General features: G+C 58.4%; 20 protein-coding genes and 1 pseudogene. 12 read left to right on the top strand and 9 right to left on the bottom strand.

Annotated features, from left to right (window positions below):
• Nucleotides 1-211 precede the first annotated feature (211 nt).
• The 3 genes from CW267_RS03000 to CW267_RS02990 all read left to right on the top strand — a co-directional run bounded on the left by CW267_RS03000 (nucleotide 212) and on the right by CW267_RS02990 (nucleotide 4200).
• Nucleotides 212-2332 (top strand): TonB-dependent siderophore receptor, encoded by a 2121-nt coding sequence (locus tag CW267_RS03000; protein WP_100780966.1) that lies wholly within the window; start codon nucleotides 212-214, stop codon nucleotides 2330-2332.
• Between the two features lie 179 nt (nucleotides 2333-2511).
• A complete protein-coding gene (locus tag CW267_RS02995; protein WP_023297864.1) occupies nucleotides 2512-3363 on the top strand; it encodes a hypothetical protein in 852 nt (283 codons plus the stop codon).
• Between the two features lie 12 nt (nucleotides 3364-3375).
• On the top strand, nucleotides 3376-4200 hold the full coding sequence (locus CW267_RS02990; protein ID WP_023297865.1) for a TIGR04222 domain-containing membrane protein: 825 nt from the start codon (nucleotides 3376-3378) through the stop codon (nucleotides 4198-4200).
• Between the two features lie 48 nt (nucleotides 4201-4248).
• Here CW267_RS02990 and emtA read toward each other — a convergent pair whose 3' ends face one another.
• Nucleotides 4249-4860, bottom strand: coding sequence for a membrane-bound lytic murein transglycosylase EmtA (emtA, locus tag CW267_RS02985; protein WP_008804313.1), 612 nt, complete (start codon nucleotides 4858-4860; stop codon nucleotides 4249-4251).
• Nucleotides 4861-5035: 175 nt separating this feature from the next.
• Here emtA and ldcA point away from each other — a divergent pair, with 175 nt between their 5' ends.
• Entirely contained in the window at nucleotides 5036-5950 is a 915-nt protein-coding gene (ldcA, locus tag CW267_RS02980; protein WP_016161371.1) for a muramoyltetrapeptide carboxypeptidase, read from the top strand.
• Nucleotides 5951-6042: 92 nt separating this feature from the next.
• Nucleotides 6043-7776, top strand: a complete 1734-nt coding sequence (locus tag CW267_RS02975; protein WP_008804311.1) for a potassium/proton antiporter — start codon at nucleotides 6043-6045, stop codon at nucleotides 7774-7776.
• A 16-nt stretch (nucleotides 7777-7792) separates the two neighbouring features.
• On the opposite strand, the gene dadX is transcribed toward CW267_RS02975, so the two are convergent.
• The 3 genes and pseudogenes from dadX to CW267_RS30285 form a co-directional block, all read right to left on the bottom strand.
• A complete protein-coding gene (dadX, locus tag CW267_RS02970) occupies nucleotides 7793-8863 on the bottom strand; it encodes a catabolic alanine racemase DadX (protein ID WP_048330463.1) in 1071 nt (356 codons plus the stop codon).
• Nucleotides 8864-8872: 9 nt separating this feature from the next.
• The gene (locus tag CW267_RS02965) at nucleotides 8873-10171 is read right to left on the bottom strand and encodes a D-amino acid dehydrogenase (protein WP_008804309.1); all 1299 of its coding nucleotides are present in this window, start codon (nucleotides 10169-10171) and stop codon (nucleotides 8873-8875) included.
• Between the two features lie 98 nt (nucleotides 10172-10269).
• Nucleotides 10270-10404 (bottom strand): annotated as a pseudogene (locus CW267_RS30285) (hypothetical protein); the annotation flags it as partial.
• 88 nt (nucleotides 10405-10492) lie between these two features.
• Here CW267_RS30285 and CW267_RS02960 point away from each other — a divergent pair.
• The gene (locus tag CW267_RS02960) at nucleotides 10493-12025 is read left to right on the top strand and encodes a SpoVR family protein (protein WP_004203310.1); all 1533 of its coding nucleotides are present in this window, start codon (nucleotides 10493-10495) and stop codon (nucleotides 12023-12025) included.
• A gap of 74 nt (nucleotides 12026-12099) precedes the next feature.
• Here the strand turns inward: CW267_RS02960 and fadR are convergent, their stop codons facing one another.
• A complete protein-coding gene (gene fadR / locus CW267_RS02955; protein WP_022065917.1) occupies nucleotides 12100-12819 on the bottom strand; it encodes a fatty acid metabolism transcriptional regulator FadR in 720 nt (239 codons plus the stop codon).
• 248 nt (nucleotides 12820-13067) lie between these two features.
• Here fadR and nhaB point away from each other — a divergent pair, with 248 nt between their 5' ends.
• The 3 genes from nhaB (at nucleotide 13068) to CW267_RS02940 (ending at nucleotide 15772) form a co-directional block, all read left to right on the top strand.
• On the top strand, nucleotides 13068-14618 hold the full coding sequence (gene nhaB / locus CW267_RS02950; RefSeq protein ID WP_032735956.1) for a sodium/proton antiporter NhaB: 1551 nt from the start codon (nucleotides 13068-13070) through the stop codon (nucleotides 14616-14618).
• A gap of 128 nt (nucleotides 14619-14746) precedes the next feature.
• Nucleotides 14747-15277 carry a disulfide bond formation protein DsbB gene (gene dsbB, locus CW267_RS02945; RefSeq protein ID WP_008804305.1) on the top strand — a complete coding sequence of 177 codons (531 nt, stop codon included), beginning with the start codon at nucleotides 14747-14749 and terminating at the stop codon, nucleotides 15275-15277.
• Nucleotides 15278-15427: 150 nt separating this feature from the next.
• Complete coding sequence (locus CW267_RS02940; protein WP_022065914.1) at nucleotides 15428-15772, top strand: DUF1971 domain-containing protein; 345 nt, start codon at nucleotides 15428-15430, stop codon at nucleotides 15770-15772.
• A gap of 8 nt (nucleotides 15773-15780) precedes the next feature.
• Here the strand turns inward: CW267_RS02940 and CW267_RS02935 are convergent, their stop codons facing one another.
• From CW267_RS02935 to CW267_RS02925, 3 genes are all read right to left on the bottom strand, one after another.
• Nucleotides 15781-16227: a YcgN family cysteine cluster protein gene (locus CW267_RS02935; RefSeq protein WP_008804304.1), complete on the bottom strand. Its 447-nt coding sequence runs from the start codon at nucleotides 16225-16227 to the stop codon at nucleotides 15781-15783.
• A 94-nt stretch (nucleotides 16228-16321) separates the two neighbouring features.
• Nucleotides 16322-16981 (bottom strand): fumarylacetoacetate hydrolase family protein, encoded by a 660-nt coding sequence (locus CW267_RS02930; RefSeq protein WP_012967776.1) that lies wholly within the window; start codon nucleotides 16979-16981, stop codon nucleotides 16322-16324.
• Between the two features lie 16 nt (nucleotides 16982-16997).
• Nucleotides 16998-17279 (bottom strand): YcgL domain-containing protein, encoded by a 282-nt coding sequence (locus tag CW267_RS02925; RefSeq protein ID WP_004203320.1) that lies wholly within the window; start codon nucleotides 17277-17279, stop codon nucleotides 16998-17000.
• Between the two features lie 126 nt (nucleotides 17280-17405).
• Here CW267_RS02925 and minC point away from each other — a divergent pair, with 126 nt between their 5' ends.
• From minC to minE, 3 genes are read left to right on the top strand one after another with little or no spacing between them, the layout of a single operon-like run.
• A complete protein-coding gene (gene minC, locus CW267_RS02920; protein ID WP_008804301.1) occupies nucleotides 17406-18107 on the top strand; it encodes a septum site-determining protein MinC in 702 nt (233 codons plus the stop codon).
• A gap of 23 nt (nucleotides 18108-18130) precedes the next feature.
• Nucleotides 18131-18943, top strand: coding sequence for a septum site-determining protein MinD (minD, locus tag CW267_RS02915; protein ID WP_008804300.1), 813 nt, complete (start codon nucleotides 18131-18133; stop codon nucleotides 18941-18943).
• A gap of 3 nt (nucleotides 18944-18946) precedes the next feature.
• A complete protein-coding gene (minE, locus tag CW267_RS02910; protein ID WP_004103270.1) occupies nucleotides 18947-19216 on the top strand; it encodes a cell division topological specificity factor MinE in 270 nt (89 codons plus the stop codon).
• 77 nt (nucleotides 19217-19293) lie between these two features.
• On the opposite strand, the gene rnd is transcribed toward minE, so the two are convergent.
• Nucleotides 19294-20409: a ribonuclease D gene (gene rnd, locus CW267_RS02905; protein ID WP_023297868.1), complete on the bottom strand. Its 1116-nt coding sequence runs from the start codon at nucleotides 20407-20409 to the stop codon at nucleotides 19294-19296.
• Nucleotides 20410-20440 lie beyond the last annotated feature (31 nt).

Here is a 20440-nt window from a genome sequence, read left to right as displayed (position 1 = left end):
TCTCCCAGCTGACAACGTCCCCGTGCAGCCCCGCTCTGCGGCCCGCGGGAAGCACGTCACTCCCCCCATCGCCCTGAACCGGTCACCTTTCGCTTGATCACATAAATACAAACAATAATAATTCGCATTACTTTTTAACGAACAATGACAGATTCGTTTTTCCCGCGGCGGCGTACAGGAGTACCAGACCGCGTTGGTTCAGGATGATCTTATGAACGTGGCTATTTCCCGAAAACGCCCGAGGCTGCTGTACGCCCTCGTGGTCGCCCTTCCCCTCACCGCGCAAGCTGAAGAGACCGTGGTGGTCACTGCCAGCCCGCCGGCGTCCGCCAGCGCGCCGACTGAAGGCTACAGCGCAAGCACTTCGCTCGGGGCGACGAAAACCGACCAGCCGTTAATCACCACCGCCCAGTCGGTGTCGGTGGTCACCCGCCAGCAGATGGCGGACCAGGGGGCGAATACCATCAGCCAGGCGCTGGAATATACCCCGGGGGTCTACTCCAGCTTCGGCGGCGGCGCGACCCGGTTCGACGCTATCTCCCTGCGCGGCTACCACGGCGGCGACGTCGATAACCTGTTCCTCGACGGTATGCGCCTGATGAGCGACGGCGGCAGTCATAACGTTGTGCAAATCGACCCGTGGTTTATCGAACGCGTCGATGTGATCCGCGGCCCCTCCTCCGCGCTCTACGGGCAGAGCGTGCCGGGCGGCGTGGTCAACCTGACCTCCAAACGCCCGCAGTTTAGCCAGCAGGGCCACGTCCGCCTGACCGGCGGTACGCAAAATACCAAAGGCGCGGCCTTCGATTACACCGACGCCATCAACGAGCAGTGGGCATGGCGGCTGATCGGGATGACCCGCAGCAGCGACACGCAGTATGACCAGACCCGCGAAGAGCGCTACGCGATTTCGCCTTCCCTGCTATGGCAGCCGGACAGCGACACCTCGCTGCTGCTGCGCGCCTATCTGCAAAAAGATCCTTCCGGCGGCTACCACGGCTCTTTGCCGCTGGATGGCACCCGCTACGCGCATAATGGTCGTAAGCTCTCCCCCAGCACCAACGAGGGCGATCCGGGAGATGGCTATCAGCGCCGCCAGCAGATCTACAGCTATGAGTTTGACCACCAGTTCACCGACGTCTGGTCGGTCTATTCCGCCGGGAGCTACACCCACACCAACGTCTCCCTCGATCAGGTCTACCAGGTCGGCTGGATAGATGACAGCGACACGCTGACCCGCGGCTACAGCGGTTCGCGCGGTTCGCTGGACGGCTGGTCGACCGATAACCGCCTGCGCGCCGATTTCAATACTGGCGACCTGGCGCATACCCTGATCCTCGGCGCCGAATATCATCGCTTCCGCAACGATCTGTGGACCGGCGCCGGCGGTGCGGCGCCGCTAAACCCGTTTACCGGCTATACCGCGCAGACCGGGCATACCGTCACCTACAGCGACGACAATCATCGCCGCTACTACCAGACCGGGCTGTATCTGCAGGATGAGATGGTCTGGAACCGCTGGCATGTGGATGTTTCCGCACGCTACGACCGCATCGTTTCCCAGCAGGTCAGCGATACCTTCGGCACCTCAAACCGCCGTTCAGACGACCATATCAGCGGCCGCGCCTCGCTGTTGTACGCCCTGGATAATGGCCTTTCGCCTTATCTGAGCTACAGCCAGGCGATCACCCCGGCGATGCTGCCGGGCGCGGACGGCAAACCGCTGAAACCGACCACCGCCGAGCAGGTCGAAGCCGGTCTGAAGTTCCAGCCGCCGGGCAGCCGCGACCTCTATAGCATTGCAATTTACGACCTGACGCAAAAGGATGTCGCCACCCGCGACCCGAACATCGCCACCGCCACCTATATTCCGGCGGGTAAGGTCCATTCCCAGGGCGTTGAGCTGGAAGCACACCACCAGATCACCCCGCAGCTGAGTACTATCGCCTCGTATACCTGGAATCGTCTGCGCTTCCAGGACACCAGGGACGGTACCGATAACAACACGCCGCAGCTGACCCCGGATCAGATGGCCTCCTTCTGGGCGCGCTATCAGTTCCCGGCGGGGATCTCGGTGGGCGCTGGCGTCCGCTACATCGGCAAACAGTGGGCGGATGATGCCAACACCGCGCGGCTGCCGTCGGTCACGCTGATGGATGCCATGATGCGGGCCGACCTCGGTGTCTGGTCGCCAACGCTGAAAGGCGCTTATGTGCAGGTTAACGCCAACAATATCGGCGACCGCGAGTATATTTCCGGCTGCTACGGCACCGGCAACTGCTACTGGGGAGCAGAGCGCAGCGTCATGGCCACCGTGGGCTACGACTTTTAACTGACCGCAGCAATATAAGCCTCCGGCCATGACGGCGGAGGCTTTCATGAAGACTTTTGTCTCGCTTTTATTGCTGAAATTAACTTAAAAATGCCACCCCATTATTTCACTTGCCCCCCGCGGATGAGAAAGCTTACTATGCTGGCGCAAACCGGTTATAGCGCTCACAAGGAATAAAAGTGAACCCCGTCATTAGCTATATTGCCAATTTACATCCGTTATCATTTATGGGTTATTATGTATTATCCACCACAGTGATATATATTCTGCTGAATATCATTATTGCGAAGACCCGCCCTGCTGGAAATACCACCGCCGTTCCGGCGCCCTATTCTATCTCCCCCTCTTTTTTAGCCTGGCTACGTCATCGCGCCACCCGCGTCATTCAGCTGGCCATGTTCCGGCTGTTAAGAAAAAACTATGTCACCCTCATCCATTCTGCTGAAGATATTCAGCTCTGCGCCAATCAGCAGTATGCCGAATGCAAAATGACCTGCGTGGAAAAAATACTGTTTGACCATTTCGCTACGCCAAAATCCTGTCACCAGGATCTCCCGCTTTCTCTGCACGTCGCTGAACAAAACCACTGGGCTACCGATCCCCACTGCAGTGGACTACGGCTAAGCCCAACGCACCAAACGTGGAACATGATAGTGATTGCCGCCCCCTCCCTGCTGTTAATCGCTGTGCTCGTCTGGAAAACACTATTTGATCATCAGGCGATAATTCACTCCAGCGTATTGAGCTGGCTGGTGATGTTTATGGTTTCCGGACTGTGGTGGCTGTGGCTATTATGCATCACCTTAAATGCCACCCGGCTCGACCGGGAGGGGATCGCTATTAATATTCTTCACCACTATATTGATACCCTGAAAGAGACGCTTATTGCTGACGCAGATACCCTGACCGATGAAAACGCCGATTATTGCGTGGCGATTGGTACAACCACCCTGCTTCCCGAAAGATTTGCTGAATATGTAAAAATCATCAACCTTATTCAGTATCCCTTTTGTCTGCAGCGCCTGGATTAACGAGGGGACAGTATGTGGAATTTTATGATGCATCTGCATCCACTGCTGTTTCTTGGCGGATTTATGTTTATCGTCCCGGGTATCTATATTGCTATCGGTACGACGATCGTCGTGACACGGCCAGCGGCTCAGCCCCAGCCGCACGCGACGGAGGTCAGTCCATGGCTGCTGGCCTGGCTGACCGGAGAAGGGACCCGGGTGATCCAGCTGGCGATGTTCAGCTTACTCAGTAAAAAGTATCTGTGGATCCCGGAGGCCGGGCAGGTTTTGGCCAACGGACGCTATGCAAACCAGGAAATGAACGTCATTGAAAGAATACTGTTTGACCATTTTGAGGTGCGAAAGCCGTGTCATGAAGATCTGCCCTGCAGCCTGAGTATTGCCGGACGTAACCTCTGGCAGGAACAGATAGCGAGCGCGGGCTTAGCCTTAAGTCCGCTGCGCCGCGGGTGTAATATGCTGGCCATCAGCATCCCTTCGCTCGCCCTCGGCATTATCGTTTTCAGTAAGACCTTTATCTGGCTCGACTTCACCGCGTACAGCATCTTTAGTTGCCTGCTCATGCCCACGGGTTGCGTTTTGTGGGGCGGGTTATGGATAGAAGCCATTAGCAAAACCATTCGTCTCGATATCTGCGGCATCTCACATCATGACGCCCATGCCTGCATCGATGCGTTACGAGAAGCGTTAGCGCTGAAAGGCGATCAGGAAGATGACGCGACAGCCATGCTCTGCGTGGCGGTGAACGGCCCAGGATCCCTTCCCGAGCGCTACCGGGACTATAAAACGCTCATTGCGCCGATGAGCGCTATCTCCTCGCTGCGTACCGAGGATTAGGCGAGTGAGAAGCACTCACCCCGCCAGGTCAGCGGGGTGAGCGTAGGCCTACATGGCGTCCAGCGCTTTCTGCAGTTTCCAGATATAGCGCGGCGCCTGCGGTGCCGGGTGTTTTTTCACCACATGCTCGAAGAACTCATCGGCGTCGAGATCGTTAATCTCATCGATGGCGTCCTGGCGATCCGACGAGAAGGTGCGCAGCAGGGCGCCGGCACCGTTGGCATAGGAGACCACCACCGCGTAGCGCATCACCTGCGGGTCTTTGATCCCCGCCAGCGGACCGTTCTCCAGAATGCTCAGATAGGCGGCCCCCATCGAGATATTACGTTCCGGGTTTTTCAGCTCACTGACCGACGGCTCGCCGCGCCAGCCCATCCGCCGGTAGACATCGCGTCCGGAGGTCGACGGCTTGAGCTGCATCAGCCCGACGGCGCCGGATTTACTCACCACCGCAGGATTACCGCCCGACTCGATGGCGATGATCGCCGTGATCAGCTGCGGGTCCACGCCCCAGGCGGCGCCGGCTTTTTCACTGATCGGCATCCACTGCATCGCCCGCTTCACCGGGACCTCGGGGTTCCACGGCGGGTTAGTGTAATCATGTTTCGAACTACAACCGGCCAGAAAAACGACTAAAATAAGCAACCATCTCAATTTCACACATCTATCCTTATCTACCCAAACGCCATCATGCTGCAGAACGACGGCAGCGGTACGTCCCCCGCCGGCCGACAACCTGAAGGATGACGGGTGCGGACTGAAGTTAGCCACCTGGAGATGACAATCGCCATTCCAGGCGGCATCATAACCCTTTCATTCATAGCAAGGAATTATCATGTCTCAGTTTTATCTGGTCGCGCCATCGGGTTATTGCATCAACCAGCAGGCGGCAGCCCGCGGCGTCGAGCGTCTGCAGCAGGCCGGACATGAGGTGGCCCACCAGCAGGTCATTCCCCGCCGGCAGCAGCGTTTCGCCGGGACTGAACAGGAACGCCTGGCCGATATTAACCAGCTGGCCCAGCTGCCCGGGCGCAACCGTATCGTCCTCGCGGTGCGCGGCGGCTACGGCGCCAGTCGCCTGCTGCCGCATATCGACTGGCAGGGACTGATTGCCCGCCAGCAGCGCGACCCACTGCTGATTTGCGGCCACAGCGATTTCACTGCTATCCAGTCGGGCCTGCTGGCTACGGGCAACGTCATCACCTTCAGCGGGCCAATGCTCGCGGGCAACTTCGGCGCGGAGACCCTCGATCCGTTTACCGAGCACCATTTCTGGCAGGCGCTACGCCAGGCGGAATTTACCCTCGAATGGCCGGGCGAAGGGCCGAACTGCCAGGTGGAAGGCACCCTGTGGGGGGGAAATCTGGCGATGCTGACCTCGCTTATCGGCACGCCGTGGCTACCGTCGATCCGCGACGGCATCCTGGTGGTGGAGGATATCAACGAACACCCGTTCCGCGTCGAGCGCATGCTGCTTCAGCTGCTGCATAGCGGCGTGCTGGCGGCGCAGAAAGCAGTGATCTTCGGCAGCTTCACCGGCAGCGCGCCAAACGACTATGACGCGGGGTACGATTTGCCGCAGGTCTTTGATTACCTGCGCCAGCAGCTTTCCCTGCCGTTGATTAGCGGACTGGAGTTTGGCCACGAGCAGCGCACGGTGACCCTGCCGCTGGGCGCCCGCGCGCGACTGGTGAATCAGGCAGCTACCACCACTCTGACGATCAGCGGCCACCCGGTGCTGACAGAATAAATTTCCCGGACGCATAGGCGGATCCCCTGCGAATTGTTAAAATAGTGTCACTTTTAGCCATTTTTTCACGCCAGTCAGGGAGTACGTGAACATTGGACGCCGCTGCGGTCATTAGTCTGTTTATTCTGGGTTCTGTTTTAGTAACCTGCAGTATCTTATTGAGCTCCTTTTCTTCGCGCCTTGGCATCCCGATTCTGGTCATCTTTCTGGCCATCGGGATGCTGGCAGGCATTGACGGCATCGGTGGCATCCCCTTCGACAACTACCCCTTCGCCTATATGGTGAGTAACCTGGCACTGGCGGTGATCCTGCTGGACGGCGGGATGCGCACCCAGGCCAGCTCCTTTCGTGTCGCACTGTGGCCTGCGCTGTCGCTGGCGACGGTCGGGGTACTGATCACCTCGGCGCTGACCGGGATGATGGCGGCCTGGCTGTTCAAGCTGGATATGATCGAAGGCCTGCTGATCGGCGCCATTGTCGGCTCCACCGACGCCGCGGCGGTCTTCTCGCTGCTCGGCGGCAAGGGGCTCAACGAGCGCGTCGGCTCAACGCTGGAGATTGAGTCAGGCAGTAACGACCCGATGGCCGTCTTCCTGACCATCACCCTGATCGAAATGATCCAGCAGCACCAGACCGGCCTCAGCTGGATGTTCGCCGTGCATATCATCCAGCAGTTTGGCCTCGGGATCGCCATCGGCCTCGGCGGCGGCTACCTGTTGCTGCAGATGATTAACCGCATCGTGCTGCCCGCCGGGCTCTATCCGCTGCTGGCGCTGAGCGGCGGGATCATGATTTTCGCCGTCACCACCACCCTCGACGGCAGCGGTATCCTTGCCGTCTATCTCTGCGGCTTTCTGCTGGGCAACCGGCCGATCCGCAACCGACACGGTATCCTGCAGAACTTCGACGGCCTGGCATGGCTGGCGCAGATCGCCATGTTCCTGGTGCTGGGCCTGCTGGTGACGCCATCCGACCTGCTGCCGATCGCCATCCCGGCGCTGCTGCTGTCGATGTGGATGATTTTCATTGCCCGCCCGCTGTCGGTGTTTGCCGGCCTGCTGCCGTTTCGCGGCTTTAACCTGCGCGAACGGGTGTTTATCAGCTGGGTTGGCCTGCGCGGCGCGGTGCCCATCATTCTCGCGGTGTTCCCGATGATGGCCGGGCTGGACAACGCCCGCTTGTTCTTCAATGTCGCCTTCTTCGTGGTGCTGGTGTCGCTGCTGCTGCAGGGCACTTCGCTGTCGTGGGCGGCGAAGAAAGCCAAAGTGGTGGTGCCGCCCATCAGCTGGCCCATCTCCCGCGTCGGGCTGGATATTCACCCGGAAAACCCGTGGGAGCAGTTTGTCTATCAGCTGGGCGCCGATAAGTGGTGCATCGGCGCGGCGCTGCGCGATCTGCATATGCCGCCGGAGACGCGGATTGCGGCGCTGTTTCGCAACAATGCCCTGCTGCACCCCACCGGCAGCACCCGCCTGCGGGAAGGCGATATCCTGTGCGTCATTGGTCGCGAGCACGACCTGCCGGCACTGGGTAAAATGTTCAGCCAGTCGCCGCCGGTGGCGCTCGATCAGCGCTTTTTCGGCGACTTCATTCTTGATGCCGAGGCCCGCTTCGCCGATGTGGCGCAAATCTACGGCCTCGACGGCGGAGAGGAGTTCCGCGAGCATCAGCAGTCGCTCGGGGAAGTGGTGCAGCAGCTGCTGGGCGCGGCGCCGGTGGTGGGGGACCAGGTGGAGTTCGCCGGGATGGTGTGGACGGTGGCGGAAAAAGAGAACGATCACGTGCTGAAGGTTGGGGTGCGGGTCGCGGAAGACGAGGCGGAGTGATCCGCCCCGGAATAGGTTACAGGGTCACAACCGGCACCCGCGGCGCCAGGGCGCACATCAGCTCATAGCCGACGGTGCCGCTGCTGGCCGCCACGTCGTCGATTTTAATCTCTTTGCCCCACAGCTCGACCGGCGCGCCGATCCCGGCCTGCGGACAAGGCGTTAAATCGACCGCCAGCATATCCATCGATACGCGTCCAACGGTAGTGGTGCGTACGCCATCCACCAGCACCGGCGTGCCGCTCGGCGCCACCCGCGGATAGCCATCGGCATAGCCGCAGGCGACGATGCCGATCCGCTGCTCCTGGGTGGTGCGGTACAGGCCGCCATAGCCAATCGCCTCGCCGGGGCGCAGGTTCTGCACGCCGATGATTTCGCTGCGCAGCGTCATGACCGGCTTCAGCCCGGTGTTCGCGATGTCCTGCCACTGCCCGGAAGGCGACGCGCCATACAACACGATGCCCGGACGCACCCAGTCAAAATGCGCTTCCGGATGCCAGAGGGTCGCCGCCGAGTTGGCCAGCGAGCGCGGGCAATTCAGCCCCTCCGCCGCCTGTTCGATACGGCGCATCGGCTCGACAATCCCCTGCGGGTTCTCCGCCTCCGCGAAGTGCGACATCAGCGTCATTTCGCCGACGTTGCTTATCGCCCGCAGCTGCTGCCAGACGGTATGCACCCGCTCCGGCATAAAGCCCAGCCGGTTCATGCCGCTGTTCACCTTGAGATAGATATCCAGCGGCGCGCGCAGCTTCGCCTGCTGCAGCGCCTTAATCTGCCAGTTGCTGTGGACGCTGGTGGTTAAGCGATATTGATCGAGCACCGCCAGCTCATCGGCATGGAAGAAGCCCTCCAGCAGCAGGATCGGACCTTTCCAGCCCTGCTCGCGCAGCAGGATCGCCTCTTCCAGGTTGAGCAAGGCGAAACCATCCGCCCCGCTTAACGCACTCCATACGCGCGCCACGCCGTGGCCGTAGGCGTTGGCCTTGACCACCGCCCACAGGCGCGACCCAGGGGCCGCGCGACGCACTATCTGTAAATTCTGCCGCAAGGCCAGCAGGTCGATGCTGGCCACTACCGGACGGGTCATGCAAGCTCCTTAGTTGTGTGCGCCATGCAGATGCTGCGGACGCGCCGGGGTGAACCCGGGGCTGTAGCGGGCGACCGCCAGATCGTCGTAAGGGATCGCCGGCGTGCGCCCGGAGATCAGATCGCTGATAAGCTGCCCGGAGCCGCAGGCCATGGTCCAGCCAAGCGTGCCGTGGCCGGTGTTGAGCCACAGATTTTTATACGCCGTGCGGCCGACCACCGGCGTGCCGTCCGGTGTCATCGGCCGCAGGCCGGTCCAGAACGTCGCCTGCTCCACGTGGCCGCCGCGCGGGAACAGATCGCGCACCACCATCTCCAGGGTTTCGCGACGCGGCTGCAGCAGCGCTTTGTTAAAACCGACGATCTCGGCCATGCCGCCGACGCGAATGCGCTGATCGAAGCGGGTAATAGCGATTTTGTATGTTTCATCAAGGATAGTGGAAACCGGCGCGCCGTCCTCCTGGGCAATCGGAATGGTCAATGAGTAGCCTTTCAGGGGATAGACCGGTATATCCACCAGCCCTTTAAGCATCGCCGTTGAGTAGGAGCCGAAGGCCATCACATAGGCATCGCCCTTGATAATCTCATCGCCGCATTTCACCCCGGCAATGCGATCGCCCTCCTGTAGCAGGGCGTCCACTGCGGTGTTGAAGCGGAAAGTGACCCCGGCCTGTTCCGCCATTGCCGCCAGCCGGGTGGTAAACAGCTGGCAGTCGCCGGTTTCATCATTGGGCAGGCGCAGGCCGCCGGTCAGTTTATGGCTGACTTCCGCCAGCGCCGGCTCCACCTCCGCCAGCCGCTTCGCTTCCAGCAGCTGGTACGGCACGCCGGCGTCTTCCAGCACCGCGATGTCGCGGGTGGCATTTTCATACTGTTTGGCGGTCCGGAACAGCTGCAGCGTCCCGCCCTGACGCCCTTCATACTGAATGCCGGTGGTGTCGCGCAGCGCTTTCAGGCAGTCGCGGCTGTACTCCGCCAGGCGCACCATACGGCCTTTGTTCTCCATATAGTGGCGGGTGTCGCAGTTACGCAGCATCTGCCACATCCACTTCAGCTGGAACGACGTGCCGTCAAGACCGATCGCCAGCGGCGCATGGCGCTGAAACATCCATTTGATCGCCTTCAGCGGCACCCCCGGCGCCGCCCAGGGCGCCGCATAGCCGGGAGAAATCTGCCCGGCGTTGGCCGCGCTGGTCTCCTCTGCCGGACCAGGCTGACGGTCGATAACCGTCACCTCATGACCCGCCTGACTCAAATACCACGCGCTGGCTACCCCAACCACCCCACTTCCCAGTATGACGACACGCATAGCGACTCCGTAACAGTTAAAGAACAATCATCTAATTACAAATTGATAACTCAGTTGAAAATATTATTCAACATACGCTTTATTTATGGTGACTTAACTCACAGCAAACCGCACCAGCCCTGCGCTGCGAGATTTACGATCTCATGCTGCGCTTTATTTTTACCCAGCATTAAATTCTGTAAATAAGCGCAAAAAACGGCTTTGAGATGGGGAAATCGCGAAGAAAAGAAATTGTCTGACGATACAGTTTGCCATCCGGTGTTCTATGCTTGTTTAGAGGTTTTCCGTTCAGAGAAAACCAACAACAACGAGGGCGCGCTAATGGCTACGATTGACTCCATGAACAGGGACACCACCCGTTTAAGCGATGGACCCGACTGGACGTTCGAGTTACTGGAGACCTACCTGGCCGAAGTGGACCGGGTCGCCAAGCTCTATCGTCTTGATACCTACCCGCACCAGATCGAAGTCATTACTTCCGAGCAGATGATGGACGCCTACTCCAGCGTCGGTATGCCCATCAACTATCCGCACTGGTCGTTCGGCAAGAAATTCATTGAGACCGAGCAGGCCTATAAGCACGGCCAGCAGGGCCTGGCGTATGAGATAGTCATCAACTCCAACCCCTGTATCGCCTACCTGATGGAAGAAAACACCATCACCATGCAGGCGCTGGTCATGGCGCACGCCTGCTATGGGCACAACTCATTCTTTAAAAATAACTATCTGTTTCGCAGCTGGACCGACGCCAGCTCGATCATCGATTACCTGATCTTCGCCCGCAAATACATTACCGAGTGTGAAGAGCGCTATGGTGTCGACGAAGTGGAGAAACTGCTCGACTCCTGCCACGCGCTGATGAACTACGGCGTCGACCGCTATAAACGTCCGCAAAAAATCTCCTTGCAGGAGGAGAAAGCGCGGCAGAAAAGCCGGGAAGAGTATCTGCAAAGCCAGGTGAATATGCTGTGGCGCACTCTGCCGAAGCGCGAGGAAGAAAAAGCGATTGAGTCCGCCCGTCGCTACCCTTCCGAACCGCAGGAGAACCTGCTGTACTTTATGGAGAAGAACGCCCCGCTGCTCGAATCGTGGCAGCGCGAGATCCTGCGCATCGTGCGTAAAGTCAGCCAGTATTTCTACCCGCAGAAACAGACCCAGGTGATGAACGAGGGGTGGGCCACCTTCTGGCACTACACCATCCTCAACCATCTCTATGATGAAGGGAAAGTGACGGAGCGCTTTATGCTGGAGTTTCTCCATAGTCACACTAACGTGGTGTTCCAGCCGCCGTACAACAGTCCGTGGTATAGCGGGATTAACCCCTACGCGCTGGGCTTCGCCATGTTCCAGGACATCAAGCGCATCTGTCAGTCGCCCACCGAAGAGGACAAGTACTGGTTCCCGGATATCGCCGGTTCTGACTGGCTGGAAACGTTGCATTTCGCCATGCGTGACTTCAAGGACGAGAGCTTTATCAGCCAGTTCCTGTCGCCGAAGATCATGCGCGATTTCCGCTTCTTTACCGTGCTCGACGACGATCACAACAATTATCTTGAGATCTCGGCGATTCACAACGAAGAGGGCTATCGCGAGATCCGCAACAAGCTCTCGGCGCAGTATAACCTCAGCAATCTTGAGCCGAACATCCAGGTGTGGAACGTTGACCTGCGCGGCGACCGCTCGCTGACCTTGCGCTATGTGCCGCACAATCGCGTCCCACTGGACAAAGGCCGGCGCGAAGTGCTGAAACATGTGCATCGTCTGTGGGGATTCGATGTGCTGCTGGAGCAGCAGAACGCCGACGGCAGCATTGAGCTGCTGGACCGCTGCCCGGCGCGCCCGAACGCGCTATAACATTGCGGGACGATGAAAACGACGAAGGGGGCCACTGGCCCCCTTATTGTGTTTATCGATCGCCAATATCCGGCTTAACGCATATTCATGGCTAAATCGCCGGGCAGCGATTTCTGCATCCGATGCCAGATCTCCCCGCTGTCATGGCCGTAGCGACGGACCAGCTCGTACACCTGATCGTGCAGGCCGCCTTCGCACACCTTCGCCAGCTGATGATAAAAGCCCAGCGCCAGGCTGCGCGCTTCCGGGCTGGAGAAATAGTGGCGGCCGATGCGGGTATACAGCCCCTTCATGCCGTTGAGGATCAGGCCGTAAATCGGGTTGCCGGAGGCAAACGCCAGACCGCGGAAGATATTGTAATCGAGGTCGGCAAAGGCGTCGGCGTGATCTTCCACTTCCCGGGCGCTGTCCAGTACCGTCAGCGCTTTATCCGGATGCTGACGGAACGCGGTGCGAATAAAAATCGTGGAAATATTGGTGCGCACGGAGAGCAGGTTATCAATCAGCTGCGGCACGCTGTCGTGATCAAGGCGTGCCAGCGTTTCGAGGATATTCAGCCCGGAGGTCTCCCAGAAGTTATTCACTTTGGTGGGTTTGCCATGCTGAATGGTCAACCAGCCGTCACGCGCCAGACGCTGCAACACTTCGCGCAGAGTGGTGCGGGTGACACCGATCAGCTCAGAAAGCTCGCGTTCAGCGGGGAGAATCGATCCAGGTGGGAAGCGGTTATTCCAGATGCTCTCAATGATATACTCTTCCGCGAAACCCGCAGGGCTCTGCGCCTTAATGACCATAATAATATTTCCATTACACATTGTTGCAATTGCACTCATCATACCAGAGCCGCTATAGCGCAGATAGCATCGCAAGTGAATTAAAAAGGGATCGCCGTTTCATTTTCCGTTTTTACTTTGCGCTTTTCCTTATCACCCGTCACCGCCGCCGCGGTGCGAAGAAAGTTGCTTCTCATTTTGCTCAACTGATACTCTTGCCAATAGTTACGCACAAAATCATGTACTAATTGACGGGGAAGGATTCTGTCGTGGAAATTTCATATGGCCGCGCGCTGTGGCGCAATTTTCTTGGCCAGTCGCCGGACTGGTACAAGCTGGCATTAATCATTTTCTTAATCGTAAACCCGCTGGTGTTTGCCGTGGCGCCGTTTGTCGCCGGCTGGCTGCTGGTGGTTGAGTTTATCTTTACCCTCGCCATGGCGCTGAAGTGCTATCCGCTGCTGCCGGGCGGCCTGCTGGCCATTGAGGCGCTGCTGATCGGCATGACCAGCCCGACGCATGTGCGGGACGAGATCGCCGGCAACCTTGAAGTGCTGCTCCTGCTGATCTTCATGGTCGCGGGCATCTACTTTATGAAACAACTGCTGCTGTTCGTCTTCACGCGCCTGCTGCTGGGGATCCGCAGCAAGATGCTGCTGTCGCTGGCCTTCTGCCTGGCGGCCGCCTTCCTCTCCGCCTTTCTCGATGCGCTTACCGTGGTGGCGGTGGTGATTAGCGTCGCCGTTGGGTTCTACGGCATCTACCACCGCGTCGCTTCAGCTCGCCCTGATGATAACGATCTGCTGGACGACAGCCATATCGAGCAGCACTACCGCGAGGTGCTGGAGCAATTCCGCGGCTTTCTGCGCAGCCTGATGATGCACGCCGGCGTCGGGACCGCCCTCGGCGGAGTCATGACCATGGTTGGCGAACCGCAAAATCTGATTATCGCCAAAGCGGCGGGCTGGCATTTTGGCGAGTTCTTTATCCGCATGGCGCCCGTCACCGTGCCGGTGATGGTGTGTGGGCTGTTGACCTGCCTGCTGGTCGAAAAGTATCGCCTGTTTGGCTACGGCGAACCGCTGCCGCCCACGGTACGGAAGGTGCTGCAGGACTTTGACGACCGCAGCCGCGCCCAGCGCAGCCGTCAGGAGCAGCTGCGGCTGCTGGCCCAGGCGGTGATTGGTGTCTGGCTGATCGTCGCCCTCGCCTTTCATCTGGCCGAAGTCGGGCTCATTGGCCTGTCGGTGATCATCCTCGCCACCACGTTTTCCGGGGTGACTGATGAGCACGCCATTGGCAAGGCGTTCACCGAGGCGCTGCCCTTCACCGCGCTGCTGACGGTGTTCTTTGCCATTGTGGCGGTGATCATCGACCAGCAGCTGTTCACCCCGGTCATTGAGTTTGTGCTGCAGGCCTCGCCGCACGCGCAGCTGTCGCTCTTTTACCTGTTTAACGGCCTGCTGTCGTCCATTTCGGATAACGTTTTTGTCGGCACGGTCTACATTAACGAAGCGAAAACCGCCCTCGAACATGGCGTTATCAGCCTGCCGCAGTTTGAGATGCTGGCGGTGGCGATCAATACCGGCACCAACCTGCCGTCGGTCGCCACGCCCAACGGCCAGGCGGCATTCCTGTTCCTGCTGACCTCCGCGCTGGCGCCGCTTATCCGACTCTCCTATGGCCGCATGGTATGGATGGCGCTGCCCTACACTCTCGTACTGACGCTGGTCGGCCTGCTGTGCGTCGAGTTCACCTTGATGCCGGTCACCAACTGGCTGCTGGCGCACGGCTGGGTGACCACGCCCACGCTGCCCTGACCCGATCCTGGCCCGGATCCATCCGGGCCATTCAATAACCCGTTACGTAATATTTTCTGCCGGGCCGCTGGCGTCGGTTCGGTTTTCGTTTACACTGCCATGATTTAGCATCTTCCAGGGAAATGATTATGTTGCAATATTTAAACCAGTGCTCAAGGGGACGCGGTGCCTGGCTCCTGATGGCATTAACCGCTTTTATTCTCGAACTCGTTGCGCTGTGGTTCCAGCATGTGATGCTGCTGCAGCCGTGTGTGATGTGTATTTACGAACGCTGCGCACTGTTCGGCATCATGGGCGCGGGGCTGGTCGGCGCCATCGCCCCCAAAACGCCGCTGCGCTATGTCGCCATGGTGATCTGGTTGTACAGCGCAATACGTGGACTGCAGCTGGCGTGGGAGCATACGATGATCCAGCTGCACCCTTCGCCGTTCCAGACCTGTGATTTCGCCGCCCGCTTCCCAACCTGGCTGCCGCTGGATAAATGGCTGCCGCAGGTTTTCGTCGCGTCCGGCGACTGTTCAGTGCGTCAGTGGCAATTTCTGTCGCTGGAGATGCCGCAATGGCTGGTCGGTATTTTTGCTGCCTATCTGCTGGTCGCCATCCTGGTGATCATTGCTCAGCCTTTCAAAGCGAAAAAACGCGATCTGTTTGGCCGCTAAGCCGCTGCGAGTACCGCACACAATGAAACGCCCTGCGGGGCGTTTTTTTATGTCTGCTGCGCATCGTTGCATCGTTTCCTGCCTGTGGTTGACCACAGCCCCTAAAAGGTGCATATTAAATACATCTTTTAAAGCCCCACAGGAGCTCACATGTCATCTTTACTGATCCCCGCAGACTGGAAAGTTAAACGCTCCACCCCGTTCTTTACTAAAGAGAACGTCCCCGCCGCCCTGCTGAGCCATCACAACACCGCGGCCGGCGTCTTCGGTCAGCTGTGCGTCATGGAGGGAACGGTCACCTATTACGGTTTTGCCGATGAGCAGGCGACGGAGCCGGAAAAGAAAGTGGTCATTCATGCCGGACAGTTTGCCACCAGTCCGCCGCAGTACTGGCACCGCGTCGAACTCAGTGACGACGCCCGCTTCAATATTCACTTCTGGGTGGCCGAAGAAACCGACGGTGAAAACGGGCTGTTTCACGCGAAGAAAGCGTGATCCGGCGCTTAACGCGCCCTGTCAGGCAGATTGAGGATATGATCCTGCCAGTCGACGACGGTGGACTCGGGCACCGCAATATGGCGAACAGAGATGCGTTCGCCATGCATCGCCGCTTTTGAGCCGGTCAGCAGCGGATGCCAGGCCGGCAGCGATTTGCCCTCCGCCAGCAGGCGATAGGCGCAGGTCGGCGGCAGCCATTCGAAGGTTGGCAGGTTTTCGCGGGTAAGCTTGATGCAGTCTGGCTCGTACTCGAAGCGACGTTCGTAGTTACGGCACTGGCAGGTTTTGATATTAAGCTGACGGCAGGCGACGTTGGTGAAGTAGATCTCATCGGTGTCTTCATCCATCAGCTTGTGCAGGCAACACTGGCCGCAGCCGTCACACAGCGATTCCCACTCCGCGTCGGTCATTTCATCCAGTGTTTTTTGTTGCCAGAAAGGTTGTTCGCTCATCGGAGTGTCCGTCGTTGCCAGTTAAGGGTGCACCTTATAACCAGTCTGGCACGCCGATGCAAGTTTTGCCGCCCCAAAAGGCGGCAAGCAGCGCTTACAGCACGCGGGTGGTGAGCGACAGGCCGTTGAAGCCAACTTCCAGTTCGTCACCGCTGTGCAGCGGCCCCACCCCTTCCGGGGTGCCGGTGAGGATCACATCCCCGGCTTTGAGGGTAAAGAAGCGCGACATATAGGCGATCAGCGGCACAATCTTATGGATCATGTCGGCTGTGGTTCCCTGCTGGCGCACTTCACCGTTAATCTTCAGGCTTAACGGCGTATTCTGCGGGTCGCCGTGGAACTCAGCGGCCGGGATAAAGCCGGAGATTGGACTGGCGTTATCGAAGCCTTTCGCCTTCTCCCACGGTTGCCCGGCCTTTTTCATCTTAGCCTGCAGGTCGCGCAGGGTGAGATCCAGCGCGACGCCATAGCCGGCGATCCCTTTCTGCACATGCTCTTCCGTCGCCTGACGCAGCGTGCTGCCGATCAGCACCGCCAGCTCGACTTCGTGGTGCACTGAGCCCAGCCCTTCAGGAAGCACCAACGGCTGACGGAGATCGCACAGCGCGGTCTCAGGTTTAATAAACAGCACCGGCTCTTCCGGCGTCGCACTGCCCATTTCCTTGATGTGTTTTGCATAATTACTGCCGACGCAAACCACTTTGCTCACTGGATAATCCAGTAGCGCACCCTGCCAGTTATGATGTTGGTACATTATTTTCCCTCGTGGGTTAATCGGATTGTTTCCCCTGTTCCGCCAGGTGTTTCTTTAGTAGATTTTCAGATGGCGGGGGAAGTTGCAGGTAATAGCCCTGCTCGCTCAACGCCTGTTTCACTTTTTCCAGGTCGGCGTTAACCAGCTTTTTGCGCCCATCCAGCGGCAGCAGCATCGCCATTTGCGGCGTGCCGAAGCCGCGCATTAGCTCGTCAGGAACGCGTGAGAAATCGTCTTTTTTTTCGACGTATAAATAGGTTTGTTCACGTTTAGTACTTCGATAGATCACACAAAACATAGTTTTACTCGGAATTAGACCCGTGGTCACTTGCCTCAATATATGAGTGACTATAACATGCCTTTTAGTCTTCGGAATATCACCGCACTTCTGCGGTTGATAAACAGCAAATTGAGTAAGGCCAGGATGTCAAATACGCCAATCGAACTTAAAGGCAGTAGCTTCACGTTATCTGTCGTTCATTTGCACGATGCAAATCCCGAGGTTATTCGTCAGGCGTTAGAAGACAAAATCGCCCAGGCTCCCGCCTTTTTACGCCATGCGCCGGTGGTGGTGAATATCGCCAGCGTGGAGGAGGAGGTCGAATGGCGCGCCATTAACGAGGCCATCGCCGCGACCGGTTTACGCATTATGGGCGTCAGCGGATGCAAAATCCCGCGCCTGAAAACCGAAATCGATCGCGCCGGGATCCCGTTATTAACCGAAGGGAAAGAGAAAGCCCCTCGTCCGGCACCGTCCGAACCCACCCCTCCGCCGCCGCCAGTTGCTAACCAGATCACAAAAACGCGTTTGATTGATCAGCCGGTACGTTCCGGTCAGCGCATTTATGCGCCACACTGTGATCTTATTGTTACAAATCATGTGAGTGCCGGTGCGGAACTTATCGCTGACGGCAATATCCATGTATATGGCATGATGCGAGGACGCGCGCTGGCAGGCGCCGGTGGCGACAGAGACGCCCAGATATTTTGTACCCACCTTGCGGCGGAGCTGGTCTCCATCGCCGGGGAATATTGGCTGAGCGATAACATCCCGGCCGAATTTTATGGCAAAGCGGCACGCCTGCGTTTAGGTGAAAGCGCTTTGACAGTTCAACCGTTGAATTAATCCCTTTTTAACAAGGAATTTCTATGGCACGCATTATTGTTGTGACTTCGGGTAAAGGGGGCGTTGGCAAGACCACCTCCAGCGCGGCCATCGCTACAGGTTTGGCCCAGAAGGGAAAGAAAACCGTCGTTATCGACTTCGACATCGGCCTGCGTAACCTCGATCTGATTATGGGCTGCGAACGTCGCGTCGTTTATGATTTTGTCAACGTCATCCAGGGCGATGCCACGTTGAACCAGGCGCTGATCAAAGATAAGCGCACGGAAAATCTCTACATTCTCCCGGCCTCTCAGACCCGGGATAAAGACGCCCTGACCCGCGAAGGCGTCGACAAAGTTCTCGAAGAACTGAAGAAAATGGACTTCGATTTCATCGTCTGTGATTCACCGGCAGGTATCGAAACCGGTGCGCTGATGGCGCTCTATTTTGCTGATGAAGCCATCATCACCACCAACCCGGAAGTCTCCTCCGTTCGCGACTCCGACCGTATCCTTGGCATTCTCGCTTCGAAATCCCGTCGTGCGGAAAATGGCGAAGAGCCGATCAAAGAGCATTTACTGCTGACCCGCTACAATCCAGGCCGCGTCAATAAAGGCGATATGCTGAGCATGGAAGACGTGCTGGAAATTCTGCGCATCAACCTGGTGGGCGTGATCCCGGAAGACCAGTCAGTCCTGCGCGCATCCAACCAGGGTGAGCCCGTGATTCTGGATGCCGCGTCGGACGCAGGCAAAGCCTATGCCGATACCGTTGAACGTCTGCTCGGAGAAGAACGCCCTTTCCGCTTCATTGAAGAAGAGAAGAAAGGATTCCTCAAACGCCTGTTCGGAGGATAAATTATGGCTTTACTCGACTTTTTTCTCTCGCGAAAAAAGAACACGGCTAATATTGCGAAAGAACGCCTGCAAATCATCGTCGCCGAGCGTCGCCGCGGCGACGCGGAGCCGCACTACCTGCCGCAGTTGCGCAAAGATATTCTGGAAGTGATCTGTAAATACGTGCAGATCGACCCGGAGATGGTCAGCGTGCAGCTGGAGCAGCGGGATGGTGATATTTCGATTCTTGAGCTGAACGTGACCCTACCCGAAACGGAAGAGTCGAAACCCTGACCTGCTGTTCCATCCCGAAAAAAAACCGGCTACGCCCTGCGCTGCCGGTTTTTTAATGGCCTGAACCAGACCGCCCGCTAGCGCGGATAGTCGTTTAACAGCGACTTCAGCCGCCCGGCCATCAGTTCGCCACGCCAGCCGGAAATCAGCTCAGGCTCACCGGCTTGCGTTTTCAACTGCCAGTGCCAGTTCAGCAACTGGTTGATCTGCCGACGCGAGGCCAGCAGTTCCGCGCTCACGCCCTTATCGGCGCTCACTTCCTGCACCAGCGCTTTAATATCTTTAAAGGCTTTACGGTAACCCGGCATGTCAATGAGGTTCTGCAGCGGCGCCGGCAGGGCCGACTCCGGCAGCGCCTGGGCTTTCTCGACCAGGCTAATCAACGTCTTGCCGTGGAAGCGAATTTCACTGCCGGACAACCCGAGGCTGTCGAGCTCGCCGAGGCTGGTGGGCATATAGCGCGCCACGCTCCACAGATGCTCTTCCCGCACCACAAAGTTCACCGCCAGGTCGCGCTCACGCGCTTTGCGCAGACGCCACTCTGCCAGCAGCTGCAGGCAGCCCAGCTGGCGGGTACGCAGCTGCCAGGCGTTGCCGATGTCGCGCCAGGCCTCGGCCGGGTCGACCACTTCCTGACGGCGCTGCTGCATCAGACGACATTCGTCCAGCGCCGCCGACAGCCAGCCTGCGCGGTCGGTCTCCGCCATTAATTGGCTGGCGATCGGCAACAGGTACCAGACGTCAGCTGCGGCGTATTCACACTGACGCTCGGTCAGCGGGCGCGCCAGCCAGTCGGTGCGGGATTCACTTTTATCCAGCGCCACTCCGGAATATTCTTCCACCATAGAGGCAAAGCCCCAGGACATCGGGCGGCCGCAGAACGCCGCCAGGATCTGGGTGTCAATCAGCGGCTGCGGCATCAGGCTGAACGCGTTGAGGAAGACTTCTAAATCTTCGCTGCCGGCATGCAGGTATTTAGTCACATCCTGGTTGAGCAGCAGCTCGCGCATCGGCGCCCAGTCGCTAATCGTCAAGGGATCGATCAGAGAGACTTGGGTGCCGTCGAACAGCTGCAGCAGGCCCAGCTGCGGATAGTAGGTACGGGTACGGACAAATTCCGTATCCAGAGCGACGGCGGAGGCCGCGCTTGCCGCTTCGCAGACAGCGCGCAGGCCATCATCGGTGGTGATCATCTGATAGTTCAAAGCATACTCTCTTAACTTG

It is taken from the genome of Klebsiella sp. X1-16S-Nf21, assembly GCF_002837615.1.
GTDB classification, from domain to species: domain Bacteria; phylum Pseudomonadota; class Gammaproteobacteria; order Enterobacterales; family Enterobacteriaceae; genus Klebsiella; species Klebsiella variicola.
The sequence above is the reverse complement of the archived record's forward strand: the minus strand, read 5'-3'. Positions and strand labels throughout refer to the sequence as shown.